Source organism: Acidovorax sp. FG48 (genome assembly GCF_057809085.1).
Map to the genome: position 1 here is coordinate 216,201 of NZ_JBMDJH010000001.1, position 23,337 is coordinate 239,537.

Below are 23,337 nucleotides of genomic sequence, written 5' to 3' on the forward strand. Positions count from 1 at the left end.
GGTTAATCACAGGCTGGATGCTTGAACAGTAGTTTATGCGAGCAATGAAATCCAGATAAAGCGATTTTTAGTCAGTTTGCCTGACAATATCGCATGGCCGATTTTTCTCCTGCCACCGTCTCCGCCACGCCCACCCCGGGAGCGGACGACCGCTGGCGCCAAACCCACCTAGGCCGCCTGATGGGCAGTGCATTGCGCCGCTTCGACGCGCGGGTGCTGCAGCTGATGGCGCGCAACGTGGAGGTGCCTCTAGCCTTGTCCAACCTCGCGGCGCGCGACCAGGTGACGGCCGCCCATGTGCACATCACCCGGCACCTGGCCTTGCAGGGCGACCGGCTGACCGACCTGGCCCAGCGCGCGGGCATGACCAAGCAGGCCATGGCCAACCTGGTGGACCAGTGCGAGGCCTGGGGGCTGGTCACACGGCAGGCAGACCCGCTGGATGCGCGGGCGCGCCGCGTGTGCTTCACGCCCACCGGCCTGGCGTGGCTGCAAGCGTTCCAGGATGCAGTGGCGCAGGCCGAGGCAGAGTTTCGCGCCGAGGTGGGCCATGACGTGGCCACCGTGGTGGCGATCGGGCTGGAAGCCTATGCGGGCGGAGATACGGGTGTCTAAGAACTGGTTTTATGCCCCCATCGGCTCGGCGCACGCCAGCAACCATTCCTTGAAGCACTGCAGCGCGTGCAGCTGCGTGCGGCCTTCGGGGTAGCAGAACCAGTAACCCACATCGCTCCGGTAGCCGCCGCGCAGGTCGGCATCGGGCAGGGGCTCGCGCACCAGGCCCGCCGTGATTTCGTCCTGCACCAGGCAGCGCGGCACCAGCGCCAGGCCCATGCCTGCCATCACGGCGCGGATCATGGTCTGAAACTGGTCGAACTGCGGCCCGGCCAGCGGGTCGATGAGGCCCTCCACCCCGTGCGTCTCGCTCCAGCGCAACCACGCCTCGGGCACGGTCACGTGGCGCAGCAGCGTGTAGCGGGCCACATCGCGCGGGGTGTGGATGGGCCAGTCGGCCACCTTGGTGCGGGGGGCGATCAGCGCCACCTCGTTGCCCGTGATGTGGTGGGCGTGCGCACCGGGCCAGTGGCCGTCGCCGAACAGGATGGCGCAGTCCAGCTCGGGGCGGGTGAAGTCGTAGCTGTGCACATAGGGCACAAAGTGCAGCGTGATTTGCGGGTGCTGCTGCTGGAACTGCGGCAGGCGTGGGATGAGCCATTTGGCCGCAAACGTGGGCAGGCTGGACAGGTGCAGCGCCCCCCCACCGTCATCGCTGGTGATCAGCTCCAGCGTGGCGGCCTCCAGCTGCGCCAGCACGCCACGCACCGCCTTTTCGTAGCGCTCGCCGGCGGGGGTGAGCGCCAGGCGCTTGCGGCTGCGTTCGAACAGCGGCACGCCCACCCAGGTCTCCAGTTCCTTGACCTGTTTGCTGACCGCGCTTTGGGTGAGGTGCAGGGCCTCGGCCGCGCGGGACACCCCGCCGAACCGCGTCACCGTGGAAAAAGCCCGCAGCAGGTGAAGGGGTGGCGAGAGGCGGCGAAGGGATGACATAGTAAGCAATCAAATCATTCCAAACAGGAATGTTATCAGGCATATCCATTGCTTGGTAGAGCGCATTGAATCCTGTAACCTCAATGCAACCCATAGGAGAAACGCCCATGCAACGCCGTCACCTGCTCTCAGCGCTGGCCGCCGTATCTTTCGCTCCCGGAATGTCTTTGGCGCAAGAGGGGAAGCCCCTGCGCATCATCGTTCCATTCCCGCCCGGGGGCGCCACGGACATCACGGCCCGCAGTCTGCAAGAGTCGCTGGCGCGCATCCTCAAGCAGCCCGTGGTGCTGGAAAACCGGGGCGGCGCAGGCGGCTCCATCGGCATGGCCGAAGTTGCCCGCGCGCCGGCAGACGGCCTCACCCTGGGCGTGGCCACGCTGTCCACCCATGGCGTGAACCCCGCCGTGTACACCAAGCTGCCCTACCACCCGACCAAGGACTTCATCGGCGTGACCGAGATCGTCAAGGCCCCGGGCGTCATCGTGATCAACCCGGCCGTGGTGCCCGTCAAGGACTTTGCGGAGCTGGTGAAGTACCTCAAGGCCAACCCCGGCAAGGTGTCCTACGCCACCCCCGGCAACGGCACCATCGGCCACATGTGGGGCGAGCTGTTCAAGAGCAGCACCGGCACCTCCATGGTGCACATCCCCTACCGTGGTGCAGGCCCGGCCATCAACGACGTGCTGGCGGGCCAGGTGGCGGTGTACTTTGACCAGGTGGCTTCGTCGCTCCCGCACGTCAAATCGGGCAAGCTCAAGGCGCTGGCGGTGTCGTGGCCCGAGCGGCTGGATGTGTTGCCCGATGTGCCCACCTACGCCGAACTGGGCTACAAGCAGGCCAACGAGCCTTCATGGTTTGGCCTGGTGGCCCCTGCGGGCACGCCCCCGGCGGCGGCAGAGCGCATCCAGCAAGCCGTCGCCCAGGCCCTGAAGGAGCCCGCCGTGCGCGAGCGCCTGGCAGGCCAGGGCCTCTACCCCTCGGGTACCACACCCAAGGAATTCACGGCCCAGATCGCCAGCGAGATCGACAAGATGAAGCGCGTGGCGGCCTACGCCAAGGTGGTGCTCGACTGACCTGATTTCCCCGGGCGCTGGGCCCGGGGACGGCCACAGCTGGGATGGTGAGACGACGCAGGCAAGCCTGCTTCCCGGGCCTGCTCAAGGTCTCAGGGATAACCATAGTCACATCCCGGTCTGGGCGGCTAGGCCAGCCGCCCTCCTTTGCGCACACTCTGCCTATGCATGCAGCCTTGAAACTGATCCACCACCGCTTCCAGCAAGCCCAGCCCGGCGTCACCGGCTCGCCGGGGCTTGCCACACAACCCTCCAGCACCGCCACCGTCACTGCGGTGCCCGGCAGCACCCCGCTGGTGCTCGACTCTCCCCACAGCGGCACCCAGTACCCCGACGAATTTGGTTCCGCCCTAGACCTGGCCACGCTGCGCCGGGCCGAAGACACCCACGTAGAAAAGATCTACGCCTTTGCCCCCGCGCTCGGCGTGGCCTGGGTCGAGGCCCACTTCCCCCGCATCTACCTGGACGCCAATCGCGATACGACCGAGCTGGACACCAGCCTGCTAGACGGCGACTGGCCCGACCCCATCTCCACCGACCCCAAGGTGCTCAGCAAGGTGCGCCTGGGCAAGGGGCTGATCTGGAAGTTCACCGACCAGGGCGAGCCCATCTACCAGCGCCAGCTCACCGTGGCCGAGGTGCGCGCGCGCATTGACCGCTGCTGGCGCCCGTACCACGCCGCCGTGGCACAGGCCATCGATGCCGCCCACGCACGGCATGGCTACAGCATCCACCTCAACTGCCACTCCATGCCCGCTGTGGCCGGGCGCTTTGCCACCGAGTTTCCGGGGCTGGAGCATGCCGACTTCGTAGTGGGCGACCGGGACGGCACCACCGCCAGCCCGGCGCTGTCGGCGCTGATCTGCGAGCACCTGCGCGCGTGCGGCTACAGCGTCGAATACAACCACCCCTACAAGGGCGTGGAGCTGGTGCGCCGCTACGGCAACCCCGCGCAGCACCGCCACAGCATCCAGGTCGAGATCAACCGCAAGCTCTACATGGACGAGCAGACGCTCGCCCAGCACCCCGAGGGCATGGCCCGCCTGCAGGCCGACCTGCAAGCCCTGGTACACAAGCTGCTGGCGCACGACCCGCGCTGAGCACCCGGCGCGGGCCTGGCGGGCTCAGGCCACCAGCGTGGCGACCCCTTCGTAGAGCAGGCCCATGCTCTCTGCCGTGGCGATGTTGCTGTGGGCCAGGCCCGCGCGCGAGCCATCGAGTGCGACCACCGACATGGCCTGAAAGCCCGCGTCCTGGCCGTTGTGCAGCAACCAGCCTGTGCCGTGCGCCGCATGCACCAGCCAACCCAGGCCATAGCGGCCTGCGGGGGCGTGCCCCAGGTCCTGCAGACCCTTCAGGTAGCTTCGCGGCAAGGGGGTGGCGTCGCCGCGCAATGCCCGCAGATGCCACTGCAGCCACCGTGCGTCCTCGTCCACCGTCAGGCTCACGGCGCCTGCCGGGTCCAAGACCTCCAGCCACACACGTTCCGGCGCCTCAGCCAGCGGCAGGGGCTGCAGCCGCCCGTCCAGGATTTCATGCCCGGCGGGCTGCTGGCTGCCCGCACGCATCGGCTCTCCCACAAAGAGCGAAAGGCCCAAGGGCTGGGCCACGCGCTGGCGCAGCAGATCCGCCCACCCCAGGCCCGTGGCCGCGCGCAGCATGCGGGCCGCCAGCGCATAGCCTGCGTTGGAGTAGGCAAAGCCGGGGTCCGCGCCTGTCCCGCGAACGGGCGGCTGGCGCAGCAGCCACTGCAGGAAGAACGCCTCCGCCTGCGCAGGTTGCTGCCAGCGCGCCAGCACCTCGGGGCCCACTGCATTCACGAACAGGTCCACGTCTTCGATGGCTGAAAAACCCATCACCCCGGCGCGGTGGTCCAGCAGGTCGCGCAGCGTGATCTGCTGGTAGGCGGGCAGGGCGCTCCGTGCCAGCTCGGGCAGCGTCTGGGCCAGCGTGCTGTCCCAGCGCAGCAGGCCCTGGTCCACCACGCTCGCGGCCGCGCAGGCCGTCATGGCCTTGGTGTTGGAGCCGATGGCCATCAGGTCGCCGGTGGCCAGGGGTGCATTGCCCGCCAGGCGGCGCAGCCCCGCGACGGCTGTGCGGATCTGGCGCGGGTCCGCCCACCCGGCTGCGGCGCCCACCACACCCTGCTTCACCAGCCCTTGGGCCAGGGTCTGCACCCGCTTGTGGGCTTCGCGGGGGCCGTCGTCGTCGCCCCCACCGCAGGCGGTGAGCACACTGCCCAGCGTGGACAGACCTGCGGCGGCCAGCCAGTGGCGGCGCGAGAGGAGGGGGGCGCTGCGCGCAGTGGACGGGGTGACAAGGCGGTTAGGGTTCATGGCATCTCGTGAAGTGAAGAAGATGCCGGGATTGTTGAAACGCCAACCTTGGGCAAACCCAAAGATTGGCGCAGAGGGGCGGCTGCCGGGCGCGACTTGTCAGCCTGCCACCGGCCAGCGCAGCGTAAAGCCTACGCCCCGCCCGTGCAGCCCAGGCCCCAGGCGGACCTGCCCGCCCAGGTGGCCGATGGCCTGCTGCGCAATGGTGAGCCCCAGGCCCGATCCGCTGCTGCGCGCGCGTGGCGAGCGCCAGAAGCGCTCGAACACCCGGTCTTGCTCACCGGCCGCTATGCCCGGGCCGTCGTCGGCAATCCAGACCACCACGTCGCCGCCCTCCTGCCGCACCCGCAACTGCACCTCGCGCCCCGCACCCGGGCCGCAGCCGTGCTTGAGCGCGTTGTCCAGCACATTGCCCAGGGCGGACCAGAGCAGCTGGCGGTCCAACGGCAGGTCCAGCGTGTCCGGGCCATCGAGCGACAGCTCCACGCCCAGGCCCTCGGCCCAGTCCGCGCGCTCGGCCAGGCAGTCCTGCAGCAGCGCCATCAGGTCCTGGGACGCGGCGGGGTGCAGCGCGGGGGCTTCTTCCAGTGCCGCCAGCGTGAGCAGCTGTTCGCTCAGGTGCGCGGCGCGCTGCACGGCGCGCATCAGCGCCTCGCTGGCCTGCGCGCGTGCGGGGCCTTCGGGGGCTTGCGCCAGCACATGGGCCTGGGTGGCGATGACGGCCATGGGCGTGCGCAGCTCGTGGGCAGCGTCATGCACCAGGGCCTTTTCGCGCGCCAGGTGGGCGCGCAGGCGGGCCAGCAGCTGGTCGAACGACTGGGCCAGGCCGTGCAGCTCGCGCTGGGGCGGCAGGTGCTGCAGCGGCCGCAGGTCGTGGGCCGAGCGCGCGGCGATCTGGGCATCCAGCCGCGCCAGCGGGCGCAGCCCCGTGCGCACGGCCAGCCACAGCGGCAAGCCCACCAGCGGCAGCGCCAGCAGCACCGAGGCCGCCAGATCTTCGCCCATGAAGCCCAGCAGCCGCGCATCGGCCAGGCGGGGCTCGGCCACCACCACGCGCCAGGGGCCCGTGCTTTCCCACGCCACCCAATGGGGTGTGCCAGCCACGTCCATCGCGGCATGGCCTGCGTCGCCCGCCAGCACCACCGCGTGCACACCGGCCGTGCTGCTGTGCAGCAGCTGGCCTGTGCGGTCCTGCAGCTGCAGCAGCACCGAGGTGCCCTGCAGCAGGTCCACATCGGCGCGCATGGCGTTGAGGGTGTGGGCCATGCCGTGCACCAGCGCGCGGGCCTCGGCGGGTTGCTCCAGCGTGGCCAGCGCCCCTGCCAGCCCCTGCGCGAGCTGGCGCACGCCGGGGTTGGTGTCCATGGCGCGGTAGTGGGTGATGGCCGCCTGGCCCAGCAGCACCAGCCACACCAGCGCCATGGCCGCGAGCAGCGCCAGCAGGGTGCGGCGCATGAGGCTCGGGCCCCACCAGCCGCGTGGGGGCGCGGTGGTTTCGGTCGGTGGTGTCATGGCTGCAGCCGGTAGCCCACGCCACGCACCGTGACCACGCGCTCTGCGCCGATCTTCTTGCGCAGGTTGGAGATATGCACCTCCAGTGTGGCGGCGTCCAGCGCGTCGCCCAGGGGTTCGAGCCGCTGGGCAAGCACGTTCTTGGCCACCACCTTGTCGGGTTCGCGCGCCAGCTCCACCAGCAGCCGGAACTCGCGCGGCGACAGCGCCAGGGGCTCGTCGCCCAGCCAGGCCTCGTGCCGCCGGGGCGCCACGCGCAGCGCGCCCAGCGTCCACTCCTCGCTGGCCTGGCGGGCACTGCGCCGCAGCACGGCGTGCAAGCGCGACAGCAGCTCGGGCACATCGAAGGGCTTGAGCACGTAGTCGTCGGCACCGCCGTCCAGGCCGTCAAGCCGGTCCTGCAAGGCGGTGCGGGCCGTGATCACGATCACCGGCAGGCTGAGGCCCGCGCGGCGCCAGCGACGCAGCAACGCCATGCCCTGGCCGTCGGGCAGGGTCAGGTCCAGCAGCACGGCGGCGACCTCGTTGGCGTCGGGCAGGGGCGGCGTGGCGGCCACGCTGCGCAGCCATTGCACCGTGAAGCCGCCCTGCTGCAGGGCTTGCAGCAGGGCCTGGCCCAGGTCCAGGTCGTCTTCGATGAGCAGGATGTGCATGGCCGCCATTTTCCGTGCCCCCAGCTTGCAGCCAGCCAAAGGCGCCGGACAGAGGGCTGGCGCCTTTTGGGCACCCTAAAATCCTCGCACAGGCAGACAATGACGACACAGGCCCGCCCACGGGCCGCACCACCCAAGGAGACAGTCCGCATGCGCATCCTCATTGCCGAAGACGACCAGGTGCTGGCCGATGGCCTGCTGCGCACGCTGCGTGCCTCGGGCGCCGTGGTGGACCATGTCGCCAGTGGCAGCGAGGCCGACGCGGCGCTCATGACCAACAACGAGTTCGACCTGCTCATCCTGGACCTGGGCCTGCCCAAGATGCATGGGCTGGAAGTGCTCAAAAAGCTGCGCGGCCGGGGCTCCGCACTGCCGGTGCTCATCCTCACCGCCGCAGACAGCGTGGAAGAACGCGTGAAGGGCCTAGACTTTGGCGCCGACGACTACATGGCCAAGCCCTTCAGCCTGCAAGAGCTCGAAGCCCGCGTGCGTGCCCTCACGCGCCGGGGCATGGGCGGCACCAGCAGCGCCATCAAGCACGGCCCGCTGGTGTACGACCAGGCCGGCCGCGTGGCCACCATCGACGGCAAGATGATCGAACTTTCCGCCCGCGAGCTGGGCCTGCTGGAGGTGCTGCTGCAACGCGCCGGCCGCCTGGTGAGCAAGGAGCAGCTGGTGGAGCGCCTGTGCGAGTGGGGCGAAGAAGTGAGCAACAACGCCATCGAGGTCTACATCCACCGCCTGCGCAAGAAGATCGAGGGCGGACCCATCCGCATCGCCACCGTGCGCGGCCTGGGCTACTGCCTTGAGAAGATCCCCAATTAACTATCAAAACGATAGCAGATTGTGCATATGAATCAAGCGCTATCGGGTGTTTTGGCTTCAAAAATGCCCCGGCGGCCGCTGTGAAGATCTTCCAGCGCGAGCAGCGCTCCCTGTTCGGCGAAATCCTGGACTGGATGCTCACGCCACTGCTGCTGCTGTGGCCCGTGAGCCTGGCGCTGACCTGGCTGGTGGCGCAGGGCCTTGCCAACAAGCCGTTTGACCGCGCGCTGGAGTACAACGCCCACGCCCTCGCCCAGCTCGTGAGCGTGGTGGGCGACAAGGCCCAGTTCAACCTGCCCCAGCCCGCCAGCGAGATCCTGCGGGCCGACGACTCCGACATCGTGTACTACCAGGTCATCGGCCCGGGCGGCGAGTTCCTCTCGGGCGAGCGCGAACTGCCCGAGCCCCCAAGCGACGAGGTGCCCATGTCGGGCGAAGTCCGCCTGCGCGACGGCGAAATGCGCGGCATCGATATCCGCATCGCCTACATCTGGGTGCGCCTGCCGCTGCCAGGCACGCCCGCGGCGCTGGTGCAGGTGGCCGAAACGCGCGAAAAGCGCAGCGTGCTGGCCACCGAAATCATCAAGGGCGTGATGCTGCCGCAGTTCGTCATCCTGCCGCTGGCGGTGCTGCTGGTGTGGCTGGCGCTGGCGCGCGGCATCCAGCCGCTGAACCAGCTCGAGCAGCGCATCCGCGCACGCAACCCCGACGACCTCTCGCCGCTGGACGACCGCACCGTGCCGCTCGAAGTCGCGCCCCTGGTCGCATCCGTCAACGACCTGCTCACGCGCCTGAACGAGTCGCTGGCCACGCAAAAGCGCTTTCTGGCCGACGCCGCGCACCAGCTCAAGACACCGCTGGCGGGCCTGCGCATGCAGGCCGACCTGGCCCAGCGCGAAGGCACCAGCACCGAAGAGCTCAAGCGCTCGCTGCAGCAGATCGGGCGCTCCAGCATCCGCGCCACGCACACCGTCAACCAGCTGCTGGCGCTGGCCAGGGCCGAGGGCAGCGGCGTGGGCATTGCCCGCCAGCCCTGCGACCTGGCGCGCCTGGTGATCGAGGTGGTGCGCGACTCGGTGCCCCGCGCGCTCGACAAGCACATCGACCTGGGCTACGACGGCGCCGAGCCGGGATCGCCGGGCGTGCTGATCGACGGCAACCCCACGCTGCTCAAGGAGCTGGTGCGCAACCTGGTGGACAACGCCATCAACTACACCCCCTCCACGCCCGACAAGCCCGGCGTGGTCACCGCCCGCGTGCTGGCCGACACCTTCGGCCATGTGCTGCTGCTGCAGGTCGAGGACTCCGGCCCCGGCGTGCCCGAGGCCGAGCGCGAGCTGGTGTTCCAGCCGTTCTACCGCGCCCTGGGCAGCGAGGCCGACGGCTCCGGGCTGGGCCTGCCCATCGTGCTGGAGATTGCCAGCAAGCACGATGCCGAGGTCACGCTCGAAGACGCGCGCCCTGGCCAGACCCCGCCCGGCGCGCGCTTCAGCGTGCGGTTTGCGGCGCGGGACGTGGTGGCGGGCAGCTGACCCTGTGGCAGAAGACAAGGCCGGCACGCCGCAGGGTTGATGCGCCGGCAACCCGCCACAGCACCGGGCATCCGGCATCATGCGGCCTCGTCGCTTGGCCCGATCTTTTTGCACGGACGCAGCCCCCATGACCTCACCACCCCGCCGCTTTGCCAATACGCACCCTGACGTGGTGATCGGCAACTTCCCCTGGTACGAAATGGTCTGGCGCTCGCTGCGCGGCGATTTCAAGCCCCGCAGCGAACCGGCGGGTGGCTACGCGGCCTTTGCCCGGCAATGGACGCAGCCCGTGGACCCTGCCCGCCTAGCGCAGCGCCAGCAGGCGCCCGTGATCACCTGGCTGGGCCATGTCTCCATGCTGCTGCAGGTGGCGGGCCTCAACGTGCTGATCGACCCCACGCTGTGCGATTTTGCGGGCCCCCTGGGCCGCTTCGGCGCCCCGCGCCGGGTGCCCGCGCCCCTGGCGCCCGAGGACCTGCCGCCCATCGATGTGGTGCTGATCTCGCACAACCACTACGACCACCTGTGCTACGGCACCTTGCGCCGCCTGCGCGACGCGGGCCAGTCGCCCCGCTTTGTGGTGCCGCTGGGGCTGGCCGACTGGTTCATCCAGCGGGGCATGGGCCCGGTCACCGCACTGAACTGGTGGGAACACACCGACATCGCCCCCGGCGTGCGCGTGGTGTTCACACCGTCGCAGCACTGGAGCCGCCGCACCCCGTGGGACACCAATGCCTCGCTGTGGGGTGGGTACCTGCTGGAATGGGCGCGCCCGCAGGCGGCGGCGCCCTGGCGCTTTCTGTTCCCGGGCGATACGGGCTACAGCGAAGACTTCAAGGCCATCCGCCAGCGCCTGGGGCCGGTGGATTTTCTGGCCCTGCCCATCGGTGCCTACCTGCCCCGCGACTTCATGAAGCCCATGCACGTGAACCCGGAAGACGCCGTGCAGCTGATGCTGGATGTGGAGGCCAGGCAGGCCATGGGCGTGCACTGGGGCACGTTCATGCTGACACAGGAGGCCTTCGACCACCCACCGCGCGACCTGGCCGCCGCACTGGCGCAGCGGGGCCTGCCGCTGGACCGCGTCTGGCTCCTGCGGCAGGGCGAGACGCGCGCCATCCCGTTGCCATAGCGCTGCACCCGGGTGGGCGCAGCAACCGTGCTCACGCCACGCGCTGCACCGACATCAGGGCCATGTACAAAAAGCCCCGGTCCATGGGCACGCGGTACACCCCCTGGGCGCCCAGCACCTGCGCGGCCACGCCCGACAGCTCCCAGCCATCGATGGCATCGCCCTTCCACAGCGGCACCGTGAGGTGCAGAAAGCCCTGGGCCTCGCCCCACTCCCGCACGGCCGCGACGCGCGACACCACCGGGGCTTCGTTGTGGAAATTGGCCCAGGCCCACAGCCAGGTGCCGCTGGCTTCCGACACCGATCCGATGAACTCGATGTCGGCCACCACCCGGGGCACGCCACCGGCCGAAAAGGTCAAAGTGCCGGCGGACTGGTCGTAGTCCCAGCGCTCAAAGCTGGCGATGCCGTAGTCCTGCTCCAGCGCGCGCTGCTTGTCCCGCAGCGCGTGGTGGCCCTGCGTCACAGCATCAATCCAGGCGGCTTGGGTGTCGCCGTCCAGCGCCTCCACACTGCGCGCCATGGCGTCCTGGTAGCAGTGGTGGCACAGGATCTGAAGGTCCAGGCATTGCGTGTTGTGCTCGGTCCACACACCCCCCTGCCGCATCAACTCGGCGTTGCAGCTGGCGCACCATGCGTCCGGGTAGGGGGTGTCTGGCGAGGGTGCATCGCAAAACCAGCGCTGCACCGGGTGACGGCACAGGTGGCCGCACACGAAGGTGGGTGCGGCGTCGCCGTGCTCGCCGCACTGGATGGACGTTGGCTCTTCATTCATGGTGGCAATGTGCAAAAGGGGACGTCAGCCGCACGCACGCAGCGTCTTGCCCGCCATGGCCGTGCGCAGCACATCCAGCTGGGCACGCAAGGCGTCGTTCACGGCAGGCAGGCGCAGCGTGAAGCCGGGGGCTTCGGCACGCTCCTGGATCACACGGGCGGTGCGCACGCCCTTGGTGCCCAGGTTGGTCAGCTCGCGCTCGGCCGCCTCCTTGGAGGCAAAGCGGCCCAGCGACAGGCCCAGCTCGAGCGTGCCTCCGGCGCGGTCGTGGTCCACCTTGCGGGCGCGCAGCTCGGCGCGTTTGCGGTCCAGGGTTTCGATGTCGTCAAACCGCCCCATGTAGACCATCCAGCGGCCTGGGATGGGCGTGGGCTCCAGCGTCCAGCTGCCGGCGGGCAACCCGGCAGCCGCTGTGCGCAGCGCCTCGGCCTGGCGGTCATCAAACACGCCGGCCTGCAGGCACTCCGCAGAGTCTGCGGGGGGCGAGGCGGCCGGTGTGGTGGGGGGGGCGGGGGAGTCGTTGGCGGCGGTGGCCTGGGAGGGGGATGTGGACGTGGAACCGGGAGGCGCAGCGGAGGAGGTCTTGCTGGGGTTGACCTTCAGGATCTGCAGCGTCTCGGGCCGGATCTGCTGGTTCATGCGCTGGGGTTCCGACTGCTCCTGCGGCGCGTAGCCCAACGGGCGCAGCAGGCCCTGTGCCCACGCGTAATAGCCCGCGTTGGCCAGGAGCAGCACGATCACGGCAAGACGGAGCATGGGGCACGGCCTTTCAAGAACACTCGCATCGGAAGGAAAAGCGGGCTCACACCGGTGGCACCGCTGTCGGCCGCACGCTGATTTCGGAACTGGTGATGGCCTGCATGCCACCCGCCGTGTGCACCAGCAGCGCCCCGTCATCGCCCACGCCATGCGCGGTGCCCGTGTGGCCGTCGCTCAGCGTCACGGCGCGGCCCTGCAGCACGTCGCGCGCCGCAAAGCGGGGCTGCATGGGCGCAAAGCCATAGCCCGCAAACGACTGCAGCATGGCCACCAGCGGCGGCACGATGCGCTGCAGCGCGGTGGGCGCGTCCAGGCCCGGTTCCACCTCCTGCAGGCTGCCGGGGGGCATGCTCATGCCCTCGGGGCTGCGCGGCAGCACGTTGATGCCGATGCCCACCACCACGTAGCGTGCGGTGCTGGCCTGGCCAGGGGCACTGGCCGCATAGACTGCCTGGGGCGCCACAAAACTCGCAGTCTCCACCAGAATGCCGCCCAGCTTGCGGTCTCCCGCCGCGCCGCCCAGCCACAGGTCGTTGGGCCACTTGAGCCCCACGCGTGCCGGCTGGTTCGCGCCCAGCGGCGGCAGCACGGGCTGCAGGCTCTCGGCCACGCTGACCCCCACGGCGAGCGACAGGCCGGACCAATCCTGGGGCGCCAGCGGCAAGCCCAAGGACATCATCAGAGAAGCCCCCACATCGCTTTGCCATACCCGCCCCAGCCGCCCACGCCCTGCGGTCTGCTGCTCGGCCACCAGCAGGGTGGGCTCGCACTGGCCGTTGCGCGCACGGCGCATCAGCTCGGTGTTGGTGGAGTCGATGGTGGGCAGCACCTCCACAGTGAAGCCCGGCAGCAGCGGGGATACCGCCTCCCAGATGGCCTCGGCGGGCCAGCGGATCGGAGAGGTGGCGCTCACTGGCTGCGGCCTCGCGGATTGGCCTTCTGGGGAGCCTTGGCGGCCTTCTTGGCCTTGGCAGAAGACGGCTTGGACGGTGGCAGCGGCACCGGCGGTGCCCAGCCGCGCTTGGGCGCGAGCAGCGTGCCCCGGCAGTTGGGGCTACCGCACCAGCAGGGGTACTCGGCCTTGAGCTTGGGGGTGTAGCGCTCTTCGATGATCAGGCCGTAGTCGTAGTTCAGCTCTTCGCCCGCCTTGATGTTGCGCAGCGCGGTGATGAAAATGCGGCCGTCGCGCTCGTCGGCGTAGCAGTTGGGGTTGCAGCTGTGGTTGATCCAGCGCGACGAATTGCCGCCGAACTTTGCATCGATCACATGGTCTTCATCCACATGGAAGTAGAACGTGTGGTTGGGCTGCAAGGGGTCGTGCGGGTGCCGGTCCTGCGCTTCCTGCCAGCCGATCACTTCACCCGTGTATTCAACAAGGACTTCGCCCTCTGCAATATCCTGCACGGCAAAAACGCCCTTGCCGTGCACGCCCGAACGCCGGGTCTGGATGCGACGCCCCTGCGCAGGGGTCGGGGTTGCAGGCGGTGCGGTGCGGGGCATGGCAAAAACTCTGTTAACTTGAATATGCACACATGCGCGTGCGCGTGTACGCGTGAGGCAACGGATTGTAGAAGCGACCGGCCGGATGCCGGACAGCCAGACTGGCGAGAAACCAAAAAATGACCAAGACCCTGGTAATTGCAGAAAAACCCTCGGTGGCGCAAGACATCGTGCGCGCACTGACCCCCGTGGCGGGCAAGTTCGAGAAGCACGAAGATCACTTCGAGAACGACCGCTATGTCGTCACCAGCGCCGTGGGCCACCTGGTGGAGATCCAGGCCCCCGAGCAATTCGATGTGAAACGCGGCAAGTGGAGCTTTGCGCACCTGCCCGTGATCCCGCCGTACTTTGACCTCAAGCCCGTGGACAAGACCAAGAGCCGCCTGAACGCGGTGGTCAAGCAGGCCAAGCGCAAGGACGTGACCGAACTCATCAACGCGTGTGACGCGGGCCGCGAGGGTGAGCTGATCTTTCGCCTGATCGAGCAGTATGCGGGCGGCAGCAAACCCCTGGGCAAGCCCGTCAAGCGCCTGTGGCTGCAGTCCATGACGCCCCAGGCGATCCGCGACGGCTTCAGCGCGCTGCGCACCGACCAGCAGATGGCCGGCCTGGCCAGCGCCGCGCGCAGCCGCTCCGAAGCCGACTGGCTGGTGGGCATCAACGGCACGCGCGCCATGACGGCATTCAACTCGCGCGACGGTGGCTTCTTCTTGACCACCGTGGGCCGGGTGCAGACGCCCACGCTGTCGCTGGTGGTGGAGCGCGAAGAAAAGATCCGCAAGTTCATCAGCCGCGACTACTGGGAAATCCACGCCACCTTTGGCGCCCAGGCGGGCGAGTACCCCGCCAAGTGGTTCGACCCGAAATGGAAGAAGGGCGAGGATGTGGAAGCCCGCGCCGACCGCGTGTGGTCGGCCGCAGAAGCCCAAGCCATTGCCAACGCCGTGCGCGGCAAGCAGGCCACCGTCACCGAAGAGAGCAAGCCCACCACCCAGGCATCGCCCCTGTTATTTGACCTGACCAGCCTGCAGCGCGAGGCCAATGGCAAGTTCGGCTTCAGTGCCAAGACCACGCTCGCCCTTGCGCAAAGCCTGTACGAACGCCACAAAGCCCTGACCTACCCGCGTACCGACTCGCGCGCGCTGCCCGAAGACTATTTGCCCGTGGCCAAGCAAACTTTTGAAATGCTGGCCGACAGCGGCATGCGCCACCTCGCGCCGCACGCGCTCACCGCGCTGAACAACAACTACATCCGCCCGTCCAAGCGCATTTTTGACAACAGCAAGGTCAGCGATCACTTTGCCATCATCCCCACCACGCAAGCCCCATCGGGCCTGAGCGAGGCTGAGCAAAAGCTGTACGACCTGGTCGTGCGCCGCTTCATGGCCGTGTTCTTCCCCAGCGCGGAATACACCGTCACCACCCGCATCAGCACCGTCGCCGCCGCGCCGGGCCGCCCCAAGCAAGGCGCGGCCCCCTCGGGGGGCAGCGAACCACACGAAGTGGGGAGCGTGGGGGCAACATCCGTGCACAGCTTCAAGACCGAAGGCAAGGTGCTGGTCAAGCCGGGCTGGCTGGCCATCTACGGCAAGGAAGCCGCCGACGAAGTCGAAGGCGGCAAGGACGGCGACAAGGGCCAGAACCTGGTGCCGGTGAAACCCGGCGAAATGGTCAACACCCTGGCGGCGGATCCCAAGGGCCTCAAGACCAAGCCGCCCGCCCGCTACTCCGAAGCCACGCTGCTGGGCGCCATGGAAAGCGCGGGCAAGCAGATCGACGACGACGAGCTGCGCGAAGCCATGCAGGAAAAAGGCCTGGGCACGCCTGCCACGCGTGCGGCCATCATCGAAGGCCTGCTGACTGAAAAGTACATGCTGCGCGAAGGCCGCGAGATCATCCCCACGGCCAAGGCCTTCCAGCTCATGACGCTGCTGCGCGGGCTGGAAGTCGAAGAGCTGTGCCGCGCCGAACTCACAGGCGAGTGGGAATACAAGCTCTCGCAGATGGAAAAGGGCCAGCTCAGCCGCGAAGCCTTCATGGCCGAGATCGCCGCCATGACCGAGCGCATGGTCAAGAAGGCCAAGGAATACGACCGCGACACCATCCCCGGCGACTACGCCACGCTGCAATCGCCCTGCCCCAACTGCGGCGGTGTGGTCAAAGAGAACTACCGCCGCTTTGCCTGTGTGGGCAAGGCGGGCGCCGAGGGCTGTGGCTTCAGCTTCGGCAAGTCGCCCGCAGGCCGCACCTTTGAAACGGCCGAGGCCGAACAGCTGCTGCGCGACAAGAAGATCGGCCCACTGGAGGGCTTCCGCTCCAAGGCGGGGTGGCCGTTCACCTCTGAGATCGTCATCAAGTACGACGACGAAGCGCACAACTACAAGCTCGAATTCGACTTTGGCGACGACAAGAACGCCGAGGAATCGGGCGAGCTGGTGGAGTTTGAAGACGCATCGCTGGGTGCCTGCCCCATCTGCGGATCGGAAGTGCACGAGCACGGCAGCAACTACGTGTGCAGCAAGGCCGTGCCCACGGCCGCACAGCCCACGCCCAGCTGCACCTTCAAGAGCGGCAAGATCATCCTGCAGCAGCCCGTGGAGCGCGAGCAGATGCACAAGCTGCTGGAGACCGGCAAGACCGACCTGCTCGACAAGTTCGTGAGCATGCGCACGCGCCGCAACTTCAAGGCCCACCTGGCGTGGGACAAGGAGGCGGGCAAGGTCAACTTTGAATTTGCGCCCAGCAAGTTCCCGCCGCGCCCTGGCGCTGTTTCAAAAACAGTAGCAGCCAAAGCAAGCAAGACGGGCGCAGCGGCCAAAAAAGCCCCTGCAAAGAAGGCTGCCGCCAAAACCACCGCCGCCAAAGCCCCGCGCAAGGCCGCAGCAGGCAAGGCTCCCAGCGCCGCCCTGGCCGCCGTGATTGGCAACGAGCCCGTGGCCCGCCCCGAGGCCGTCAAGAAGATGTGGGAATACATCAAGGCCCACAACCTGCAGGACCCCAAGGACAAGCGCACCATCGTTGCCGACGACAAGCTGCGCGCCGTGTTCGGCAAGGACAGCGCAGGCATGTTCGAGCTGGCCGGCATTCTGGGCAACCACCTGGGCGGCGAATGATGCAGGCGCTGAACAGGGCACCTACCGCGTCGATGGCGGGCAGCGTCTGCCGCACCGCGCTGGCAGCCCTCGCGGTTGCCGCTGCGCTGGGTGGGTGCACCACCACAGGGTCCGCGCGCTCCAGCGACCCGGCCAGCCAGCAGCAGCCCCAGGGTGCCAGCGGCGTGACCGTGTTTGGTGACATCGACGTGAACGTGACGCGCGAGCGCACACGCTGACGGACCTTTCACAGGCGCTCTCACCGCATCCGTATGCGCAGCCGCACTGAACGCACCGTCCTCACCGCCATCGCGGTCGTGGTGGTTGCTGCCGCCGCCGCTGCGTGGTGGACGCGCGATGCCTGGCTGCCGCACGCAGGGCCGTGGTCCGAGCAGATGTGGAAAAAGATCATCCGCCCGGGCCCAGACACCCTGCCGCCCGACAAGCGGCCCGCCCAGGCGCAGCCCGCGCGCAGCGGAGCCTCAACCCCCGCTGCACCGCAACCGCGCAAGTGTGTGAAAGACGGCCGCACTACCTACACCGACCAGCCCTGTCCCAAGGGCACGCAAGAGCTGCCGGTGGATGGCGCGGTGACTTCGCTCCCGCCCTGACGGTTCGCTGCCCATCGGACAAAGGCGTCACCAGGCGCCTGATCCCGCGCTTGCATGGGTATGGGTTCTTGCACCGCAGGGTTCACTCTCCTCCCGGTGTCTCCTGCGTTCCAGCCCTGCGCATATCCGCGCCACCATGTCACGCCGCTGCAACGATGCCGCCCTAGAGTCGGCCTCTTTTCAGAAACGGAACCGTTGCCATGAAAGCCTTGTCCTCCTTCGCCGCCGTCTGCCTGTCTGCCCTGGTGCTTGCCGGGTGTGGCGGTAGTGACGATGCGCCTGCACAACCCCAGGTCATCGCGCACCGTGGCGCCAGCGGCTATCTGCCCGAGCACACGCTAGGCGGCTACGAGCTGGCCATCCGCATGGGGGCCGACTTCATCGAACCCGACTTGCAGATCACCAAAGACGGCGCGCTGGTAGCCATCCACGACGACACCCTGAACCGCACCACCAACGTGGCCACGCTGTTCGCGCAGCGCAACGGTGGCTACAAGGTGTCGGACTTCACTCTCGCCGAAATCAAGACACTGACCGTGGTGCCCACCGGCACGGGCAAGGCAAGCTATCCGGGCTTCACGCCCAGCTCGGCCAACGCGTTCGCCGTACCCACCTTCCAGGAAGTGGTGGACCTGGCCAAAAAACAAAGTAGCACCGCAGGCCGCGAAGTGGGCATCTACCCCGAAGCCAAGCAGGCCGACCCCGCCATGGAAGACGGCATCTTGAAGACCCTGGCCGCCAACGGCTACAACGCCAACAGCAAGGTCTTCATCCAGTCGTTCAGCGATGCCACTCTGCGCAGCCTGCGCACCAAGCAAGTCGCGCAGAACAACAAGATGCCGCTGATCCTGCTGGGGGTGGCCACCACCGCAGCGGACGGCACCGCGCGCATGGGGGTCACGGGCGCCACCGGCGTGCAGGCGCTCACGCTGAAAGATGTGGCGGCCTTCACCGAGGGGGTAGGCGTGCTCATCAACAACACCACCTACCCCGTCACGAAGTCCTTCATCGACCAGGCCCACGCCGCAGGCCTGAAGGTGCACGGCTGGACCTTTGCGCAGGCCGATGCCGCTCCTGCCGCCGCAGAGTTCCGCAAGTACCTGGACATGGGCATGGACGGCATGTTTGCCAACTACCCCGACCTGGCGGTGACCGCCCGCAACGCCTACGTGCAGGGCAAGTAAGCCCGGCGCAGCGAAGGGGGGGCGATCCCCGCACACGGCATGCCGGTGCGGTGGATAGCCCCCATGCGACAACCGGGCAGGCGCATCTGGGCTAGTCTTGCGGCAACGCCCTGTGCTTGAGCCTTTCGACCATGTCCTCTTCTGCCCCTTCCCGATCCCTGCCCCTGCGCGGCGCCACCAACTTTCGCGACCTGGGCGGCTACACCGGCCACGGCGGCCGCCCCGTGAAGTGGCGCCGCATCTTCCGCTCCGACCACCTGGCGGGCCTGACGCCCGAAGACCAGGCCCTGCTGGCCGACCTGGGTGTGGCCCGCGCGGTGGACTTTCGGGGCCAGGCCGAAAGTGCCGCGTATGCATACGCGCTGCCCGGCGTGGCCTACCACCCGCTGCACATTGAGCCCACGGTGGTACAGCGCGCGCTGGAACTGCAACGCACCGGCCGCCAGCTCACCGCGCAGGACGCCGTGGGCCTGATGCAGGACACCTACCGGGGCTTTGTGCACGACAACGCCCGGCGTTTTGCCGAACTTTTCCGCCTGCTGCTGGCCAGCGATACGCCCACCGTTTTCCACTGCACGGCGGGCAAGGACCGCACCGGCTTTGCCGCTGCCCTCATCCTGCTGACTCTGGGCGTACCGCGCGATGTGGTCATGCACGACTACCTGCTCACCAACGCGCTGTACCAGCGCCCGCCCGGCATGGGCAGCCACGCGCCGGAAGAAGTGCTGCGCGTGCTGTGGCGTGTGCAGGAAGAGTTTCTGGACGCCGCCCTGCACATGGTGGACAACGACTTTGGCGGGCTGCAGGCGTATCTGGTGGACGTGCTGGGTGTTGACGCTGCCGCGCAGAAGGAACTGGCAGGGCGGTATCTGCAGACGGCCTAAATCGCTGATGGTGCCCGCCGGCGGCGCCTGCCCGGCTTACCCCGCGCTGTGCTGCGGCCGCACTGTCACAGAGCGCTGTTGGCGCACGTGCCAGAACAGCCAGCCCACGATCGACAGGTTCAGCAGGTTCCACGCCATGCCGTTCAAAAATGCCGCGCGGTAGCTGCCCGTCAGGTCAAAGATCCAGCCCGACATCCAGCCCCCCAGCGCCATGCCGATCAGCGTGGCCATGATCACCGCGCCCACCCGCGCGCCCGCCTCTTGCGGCGCGAAATACTCGCGGATGATGATGGCGTAGGCGGGCACGATGCCGCCTTGGAACAGCCCGAACATCGCCGAGATCACATACAGCGGCACCAACCCGTCAAACGGCAAAAACAGCGCCAGCCCCACGCCCTGCAGTGCCGAGCCCAGGAGCAGCGTGCGCACGCCGCCAATGCGATCGCAGATCACGCCCGACACCAGGCGGCTGACGATGCCGCACGCCAGCATCAGCGACAGCATCTCGGCCCCGCGCGCCGCACCAAAACCCAGGTCGGTGCAATACGCCACGATGTGCACCTGCGGCATCGCCATGGCCACGCAGCAGGCCACACCCGCCACACACAGCAGCAGCTGCGCATGCAATGGACGCAGGCCAAACGGGCGGCTGCGGTCGAGCGACAGCGCTGCAGGCGCCACACCGGCTGACGCACCCTGCGTCGATGCAGCGGGTGCAGCCGGTGCAGGGACTGCATCCATCTGCACCATGGGTGCGCGCTGGCGCATGCGCAGTGCCAGCAGCAGCATGCCCACGCCACACACCAGGCCCAGCAGCACATAGGTGTGGCGCCAGCCGATCAGCTCGATGCCGTGCTGCACGATGGGCGGCCACAGCGCGCCCGCAATGTAGTTGCCGCTGGCGCAGATCGCCACCGCAATGCCGCGCCGCTTGTTCCACCACAGCGCGGTGTCGGCCATCAGCGGCGCAAATGTGGCCGAGCTGCCAATCAGCCCCATCAGTCCGTGCGCCAGCCCAAACCCCCAGATGCTGCCCGACAGCCCAGCCCACACAAACCCGCCACACACGGCCACCGCGCCCACGCACAGCACCGGCATCAGCCCATGCCGGTCGGCCATGCGCCCGGTCCAGATGCCGCCCAGCCCCAGGCACACCATCATCAGCGTGTAGGGCAGCGACGCATCCGCACGGCCCACGCCAAACTCAGCCTGCACGGCGGGCAGCACCACCGACACCACATACATGCTGCTGTTGCCCAGCACGACGAGGCCCAGCGTGGTCAGCAGGCGCCAGGCGGCCTGGCGGGAGTCGATGAGGGAGGCGGGGGCGGCGGCTGAGGGGGACGACGAAGAGTTCGGCATGCGGGGCAATTTACCTGACGGCACTGCAGGGACTTGCTGGGCGGCACTGTGCACGCCGAGTGTCACGGTGTCGTTAGTTGATTGGTATGAATTTGATAGCTGCCAGAGTTTATGGGATAAGCGCTACAGGCCAATATAGCTTGCATAGTCTTGGCTACGTAGATCCTTCTGCAGCGGTCCACTCAACCAGCGCCCGCCAACACGCTTGCCCACCAGTCTGCACGCCGAGTTGCGCACCCTCATCGCCAGCAGCCGCCAGCGCCTGGCTGGTGCGGTCAATGCTGAACTCACCCGCGTGTACTGGGCAGTGGGTCAACGCTTGGCCACCGAAGTGCTGGGCGGCGAACGTGCCCAGTACGGCAGCCAACTGCTGGAGCAGCTGGGCCAACAGCTCTCGCAAGAGTTCGGCTGGGGTTTTGAAGCCCGCGACCTGCGCCGCATGGTCAAGTTTGCGCAGGCTTTCCCCAGCGCAGAGATTGTGTCGACACAATTGAGCTGGAGCCACATGGTCGTCATCGTTGCACTCAAAAACCCGCAAGCCCGCCAGTTTTACGCCCAGCAAGCCGCGCAAGACAGCTGGAGCGTCACGGTGGTGCTCCACAAGAAGAATTGCCTGGTGCCGTACCTGCACGTAGACCCCGCCACCGCCTTGCCGGTGCTGCCCAACGCACGCGATGTGACGAACATCGGGCACTGGGGCACGGGCAACCTGGAAGTCACGCTCTCAACCCAATGCGATCTGGACGCAGCCAAGCCTTTCATCATGGCGGCGTACGAGGGGCGGGGGGCAGCAGGGCAATGATTTGCTCCTATTTTGATAGCTTATTGCGCTTGCTCATCAAGCGCTAGCGGCCAATTTCGTCTCAACCCGTGACCTGTCGCACGACCGACTGAGAGAATCGGCTTCCATCCATGTCTACATCCCCCATCCTCGGCCTCAGCCACCTCACCTTCATCGTGCGCGACGTAGACCGCACCGCCCGCCTGTTTTGCGAAGCTCTGGGCGCGCAAGAGGTCTACGACAGCCAGAGCCGCAACTTCTCGCTCTCACGCGAAAAATTTGTGCTGCTGGGTGGGCTGTGGCTGGCGTTCATGGAGGGGGAGCCACCGGCAGAGCACAGCTACCGCCATGTCGCCTTTGCCGTGGCTGACGAGGATTTGCCCGCCTGCGAGGCGCGGCTGCGAGCGCTGGGGGCGGAGGTGAAGCCGCCCCGCGCACGGGTGGAGGGCGAGGGGCAGTCGCTGTACTTCTACGACTTTGACAACCACTTGTTTGAGCTGCACACCGGCACGCTGGCGCAGCGGCTGGCGCGGTATGCGCAGGGGTAGGGCGTGGGGTTTTGCCTGCCGCGTTGCCTTCAGGCGGGGGCGCTGCTTTTAATCACCGCGTTTTGCGCGGTGAATACCGCCGCAATACGGCTCAAACGCGTGTGCAGAAACCCATTTTGCTACTTTTTTGATAGCTGTTTGCGCTTATCCTGATTTCGCTAGAGGCCGATTTGATACTTAGACCTGCGGCAAATACTGCTCCAGCAGCATCTGCACCGCATCGGCCTGCAACACATCCCGCCGCCGCTTCAGCGGGTCGCGGTCGGGCTGCCCTGCCATCCACCGCTTGAACGCCACAAAAGTGGCCGGGTGCACAGTGTTCATGCGGGCCATGGTGCCGTTGGTGGCAACAATGACGGCAGAAAAACCCGGTGAGTCCAGCAGCACGCTGGCGCGCCGGGCCTGGGCCACCCAGAAATCTTCGTCGGCGTCGCTGAGCTTGATGGGATGGGGATCGTCATCGGTGCGCTCGCGGCGGATGATGTCCACCTCAAAGCCGTCTTTGTTCACGGCGGTGTACTTTTGGCTTTGCCGGATGCGAAAGGTGGGGTCTACTTTTTTCAGCACGCCCAGCATGGAGCTGTCTACCCTGGCAAGTTGGGTAGAAAAGATGATGCGTTTGCGAGTGTCCCACAGCAAGTCAATGTCGCGGGTGGCGAGTGCGTCGGCCTCTAGCCGCACCCCGGCGGCTGCCTCGTAGGCGTATAGGGCGTGGGTGCCCACCACCCGAAAGTGCTCGCTCAGGTGGGTGCTGGCCAGGCGGTTGAGCAGCGCGACCACCAGCGGGTCTACCCTGCCGACGCGCAGGGCGCGGTTCATGCGCTGTTGCTGGTCTAGCGCGGCTTTCAGGCCGGTGAGCCGTTCGGCGCTGGCCTGCTTTCGTTGCATGAATTTGTCGTAGATGGCCTGCGTCTCCGGCGTACGGGGGCCCAGGCTGGTTTCGGCCCCGGCGGGCGAGGTGCGCACCAGGTATTTCGATTCGGGCGCGGACGCTGGCCCCGCGTGCCAGTACATCCCCCCGCGCACCTGGGCGGCTTCTTCAGTGGCTTCGGCCAGTGCATCGAACACGGCAACGGCGTCGATGTACTGGCGGGTGATAGCGGGGCTGAGTTCGAGCATTTCGGTATATTTTAATATTTTCTTATTTTTTACCGAAAATCAAATAAAAACAATACGTTAGATGATTTTTATGTATTGCTTTTATGGATAAGCCAGACATCAGGGCTTGAG

General features: G+C 67.5%; 23 protein-coding genes. 13 read left to right on the forward strand and 10 right to left on the reverse strand.

Features of this window, described 5'->3' with window-relative positions; all coding sequences use genetic code 11:
• Positions 1-93 precede the first annotated feature (93 nt).
• Positions 94-615, forward strand: a complete 522-nt coding sequence (locus tag ACODSU_RS00995; RefSeq protein ID WP_488839381.1) for a MarR family winged helix-turn-helix transcriptional regulator — start codon at positions 94-96, stop codon at positions 613-615.
• A gap of 9 nt (positions 616-624) precedes the next feature.
• Here ACODSU_RS00995 and ACODSU_RS01000 read toward each other — a convergent pair whose 3' ends face one another.
• Positions 625-1,548, reverse strand: coding sequence for a LysR substrate-binding domain-containing protein (locus ACODSU_RS01000; RefSeq protein WP_488839383.1), 924 nt, complete (start codon positions 1,546-1,548; stop codon positions 625-627).
• A 107-nt stretch (positions 1,549-1,655) separates the two neighbouring features.
• Here ACODSU_RS01000 and ACODSU_RS01005 point away from each other — a divergent pair, with 107 nt between their 5' ends.
• Positions 1,656-2,621, forward strand: coding sequence for a tripartite tricarboxylate transporter substrate binding protein BugE (locus ACODSU_RS01005; RefSeq protein ID WP_056057580.1), 966 nt, complete (start codon positions 1,656-1,658; stop codon positions 2,619-2,621).
• Between the two features lie 164 nt (positions 2,622-2,785).
• Entirely contained in the window at positions 2,786-3,721 is a 936-nt protein-coding gene (locus ACODSU_RS01010; RefSeq protein ID WP_488839385.1) for an N-formylglutamate amidohydrolase, read from the forward strand.
• Between the two features lie 24 nt (positions 3,722-3,745).
• Here ACODSU_RS01010 and ACODSU_RS01015 read toward each other — a convergent pair whose 3' ends face one another.
• The 3 genes from ACODSU_RS01015 to ACODSU_RS01025 all read right to left on the reverse strand — a co-directional run bounded on the left by ACODSU_RS01015 (position 3,746) and on the right by ACODSU_RS01025 (position 7,122).
• Entirely contained in the window at positions 3,746-4,957 is a 1,212-nt protein-coding gene (locus ACODSU_RS01015) for a serine hydrolase domain-containing protein (RefSeq protein WP_488839387.1), read from the reverse strand.
• A gap of 99 nt (positions 4,958-5,056) precedes the next feature.
• The gene (locus ACODSU_RS01020; protein WP_488839389.1) at positions 5,057-6,469 is read right to left on the reverse strand and encodes a sensor histidine kinase; all 1,413 of its coding nucleotides are present in this window, start codon (positions 6,467-6,469) and stop codon (positions 5,057-5,059) included.
• Complete coding sequence (locus tag ACODSU_RS01025) at positions 6,466-7,122, reverse strand: response regulator (RefSeq protein WP_488839391.1); 657 nt, start codon at positions 7,120-7,122, stop codon at positions 6,466-6,468. The genes ACODSU_RS01020 and ACODSU_RS01025 overlap by 4 nt, the downstream gene beginning before the upstream one ends.
• Before the next feature lie 150 nt (positions 7,123-7,272).
• On the opposite strand from ACODSU_RS01025, the gene ACODSU_RS01030 reads away from it, so the two are divergent.
• From ACODSU_RS01030 to ACODSU_RS01040, 3 genes are all read left to right on the forward strand, one after another.
• Positions 7,273-7,947, forward strand: a complete 675-nt coding sequence (locus ACODSU_RS01030) for a response regulator (protein WP_056056624.1) — start codon at positions 7,273-7,275, stop codon at positions 7,945-7,947.
• A gap of 80 nt (positions 7,948-8,027) precedes the next feature.
• Positions 8,028-9,479 carry a sensor histidine kinase gene (locus ACODSU_RS01035; protein WP_488839393.1) on the forward strand — a complete coding sequence of 484 codons (1,452 nt, stop codon included), beginning with the start codon at positions 8,028-8,030 and terminating at the stop codon, positions 9,477-9,479.
• Between the two features lie 127 nt (positions 9,480-9,606).
• Positions 9,607-10,611, forward strand: a complete 1,005-nt coding sequence (locus ACODSU_RS01040; protein ID WP_295936661.1) for an MBL fold metallo-hydrolase — start codon at positions 9,607-9,609, stop codon at positions 10,609-10,611.
• 31 nt (positions 10,612-10,642) lie between these two features.
• On the opposite strand, the gene ACODSU_RS01045 is transcribed toward ACODSU_RS01040, so the two are convergent.
• From ACODSU_RS01045 to ACODSU_RS01060, 4 genes are read right to left on the reverse strand one after another with little or no spacing between them, the layout of a single operon-like run.
• The gene (locus ACODSU_RS01045) at positions 10,643-11,386 is read right to left on the reverse strand and encodes a DUF6882 domain-containing protein (RefSeq protein WP_488839395.1); all 744 of its coding nucleotides are present in this window, start codon (positions 11,384-11,386) and stop codon (positions 10,643-10,645) included.
• 24 nt (positions 11,387-11,410) lie between these two features.
• A complete protein-coding gene (locus ACODSU_RS01050; protein WP_488839397.1) occupies positions 11,411-12,142 on the reverse strand; it encodes an SPOR domain-containing protein in 732 nt (243 codons plus the stop codon).
• A gap of 46 nt (positions 12,143-12,188) precedes the next feature.
• Complete coding sequence (locus ACODSU_RS01055) at positions 12,189-13,058, reverse strand: biotin--[acetyl-CoA-carboxylase] ligase (protein WP_488839399.1); 870 nt, start codon at positions 13,056-13,058, stop codon at positions 12,189-12,191.
• Complete coding sequence (locus ACODSU_RS01060) at positions 13,055-13,645, reverse strand: SET domain-containing protein (protein WP_488839401.1); 591 nt, start codon at positions 13,643-13,645, stop codon at positions 13,055-13,057. The genes ACODSU_RS01055 and ACODSU_RS01060 overlap by 4 nt, the downstream gene beginning before the upstream one ends.
• Before the next feature lie 119 nt (positions 13,646-13,764).
• On the opposite strand from ACODSU_RS01060, the gene ACODSU_RS01065 reads away from it, so the two are divergent.
• The 5 genes from ACODSU_RS01065 (at position 13,765) to ACODSU_RS01085 (ending at position 19,416) form a co-directional block, all read left to right on the forward strand.
• The gene (locus tag ACODSU_RS01065; protein WP_488839403.1) at positions 13,765-16,758 is read left to right on the forward strand and encodes a DNA topoisomerase III; all 2,994 of its coding nucleotides are present in this window, start codon (positions 13,765-13,767) and stop codon (positions 16,756-16,758) included.
• On the forward strand, positions 16,755-16,976 hold the full coding sequence (locus ACODSU_RS01070; RefSeq protein WP_060984136.1) for a hypothetical protein: 222 nt from the start codon (positions 16,755-16,757) through the stop codon (positions 16,974-16,976). Before ACODSU_RS01065 ends, ACODSU_RS01070 begins: the two co-directional genes overlap by 4 nt.
• A 33-nt stretch (positions 16,977-17,009) precedes the next feature.
• A complete protein-coding gene (locus tag ACODSU_RS01075; RefSeq protein ID WP_488839406.1) occupies positions 17,010-17,348 on the forward strand; it encodes a DUF4124 domain-containing protein in 339 nt (112 codons plus the stop codon).
• A gap of 200 nt (positions 17,349-17,548) precedes the next feature.
• Complete coding sequence (locus ACODSU_RS01080; RefSeq protein ID WP_060984138.1) at positions 17,549-18,532, forward strand: glycerophosphodiester phosphodiesterase family protein; 984 nt, start codon at positions 17,549-17,551, stop codon at positions 18,530-18,532.
• 131 nt (positions 18,533-18,663) lie between these two features.
• Positions 18,664-19,416, forward strand: coding sequence for a tyrosine-protein phosphatase (locus tag ACODSU_RS01085; RefSeq protein ID WP_488839408.1), 753 nt, complete (start codon positions 18,664-18,666; stop codon positions 19,414-19,416).
• Between the two features lie 36 nt (positions 19,417-19,452).
• On the opposite strand, the gene ACODSU_RS01090 is transcribed toward ACODSU_RS01085, so the two are convergent.
• Positions 19,453-20,778 carry an MFS transporter gene (locus ACODSU_RS01090; RefSeq protein ID WP_488839410.1) on the reverse strand — a complete coding sequence of 442 codons (1,326 nt, stop codon included), beginning with the start codon at positions 20,776-20,778 and terminating at the stop codon, positions 19,453-19,455.
• A 205-nt stretch (positions 20,779-20,983) separates the two neighbouring features.
• Between ACODSU_RS01090 and ACODSU_RS01095 the strand changes: the two genes are divergently transcribed.
• Together ACODSU_RS01095 and fosX are read left to right on the forward strand one after the other, a co-directional pair.
• A complete protein-coding gene (locus ACODSU_RS01095) occupies positions 20,984-21,580 on the forward strand; it encodes a DUF1016 N-terminal domain-containing protein (protein ID WP_488839412.1) in 597 nt (198 codons plus the stop codon).
• A 110-nt stretch (positions 21,581-21,690) separates the two neighbouring features.
• Entirely contained in the window at positions 21,691-22,107 is a 417-nt protein-coding gene (fosX, locus tag ACODSU_RS01100; RefSeq protein WP_488839414.1) for a FosX/FosE/FosI family fosfomycin resistance hydrolase, read from the forward strand.
• A 177-nt stretch (positions 22,108-22,284) separates the two neighbouring features.
• On the opposite strand, the gene ACODSU_RS01105 is transcribed toward fosX, so the two are convergent.
• Positions 22,285-23,226 carry a GSU2403 family nucleotidyltransferase fold protein gene (locus ACODSU_RS01105; RefSeq protein ID WP_488839416.1) on the reverse strand — a complete coding sequence of 314 codons (942 nt, stop codon included), beginning with the start codon at positions 23,224-23,226 and terminating at the stop codon, positions 22,285-22,287.
• Positions 23,227-23,337 lie beyond the last annotated feature (111 nt).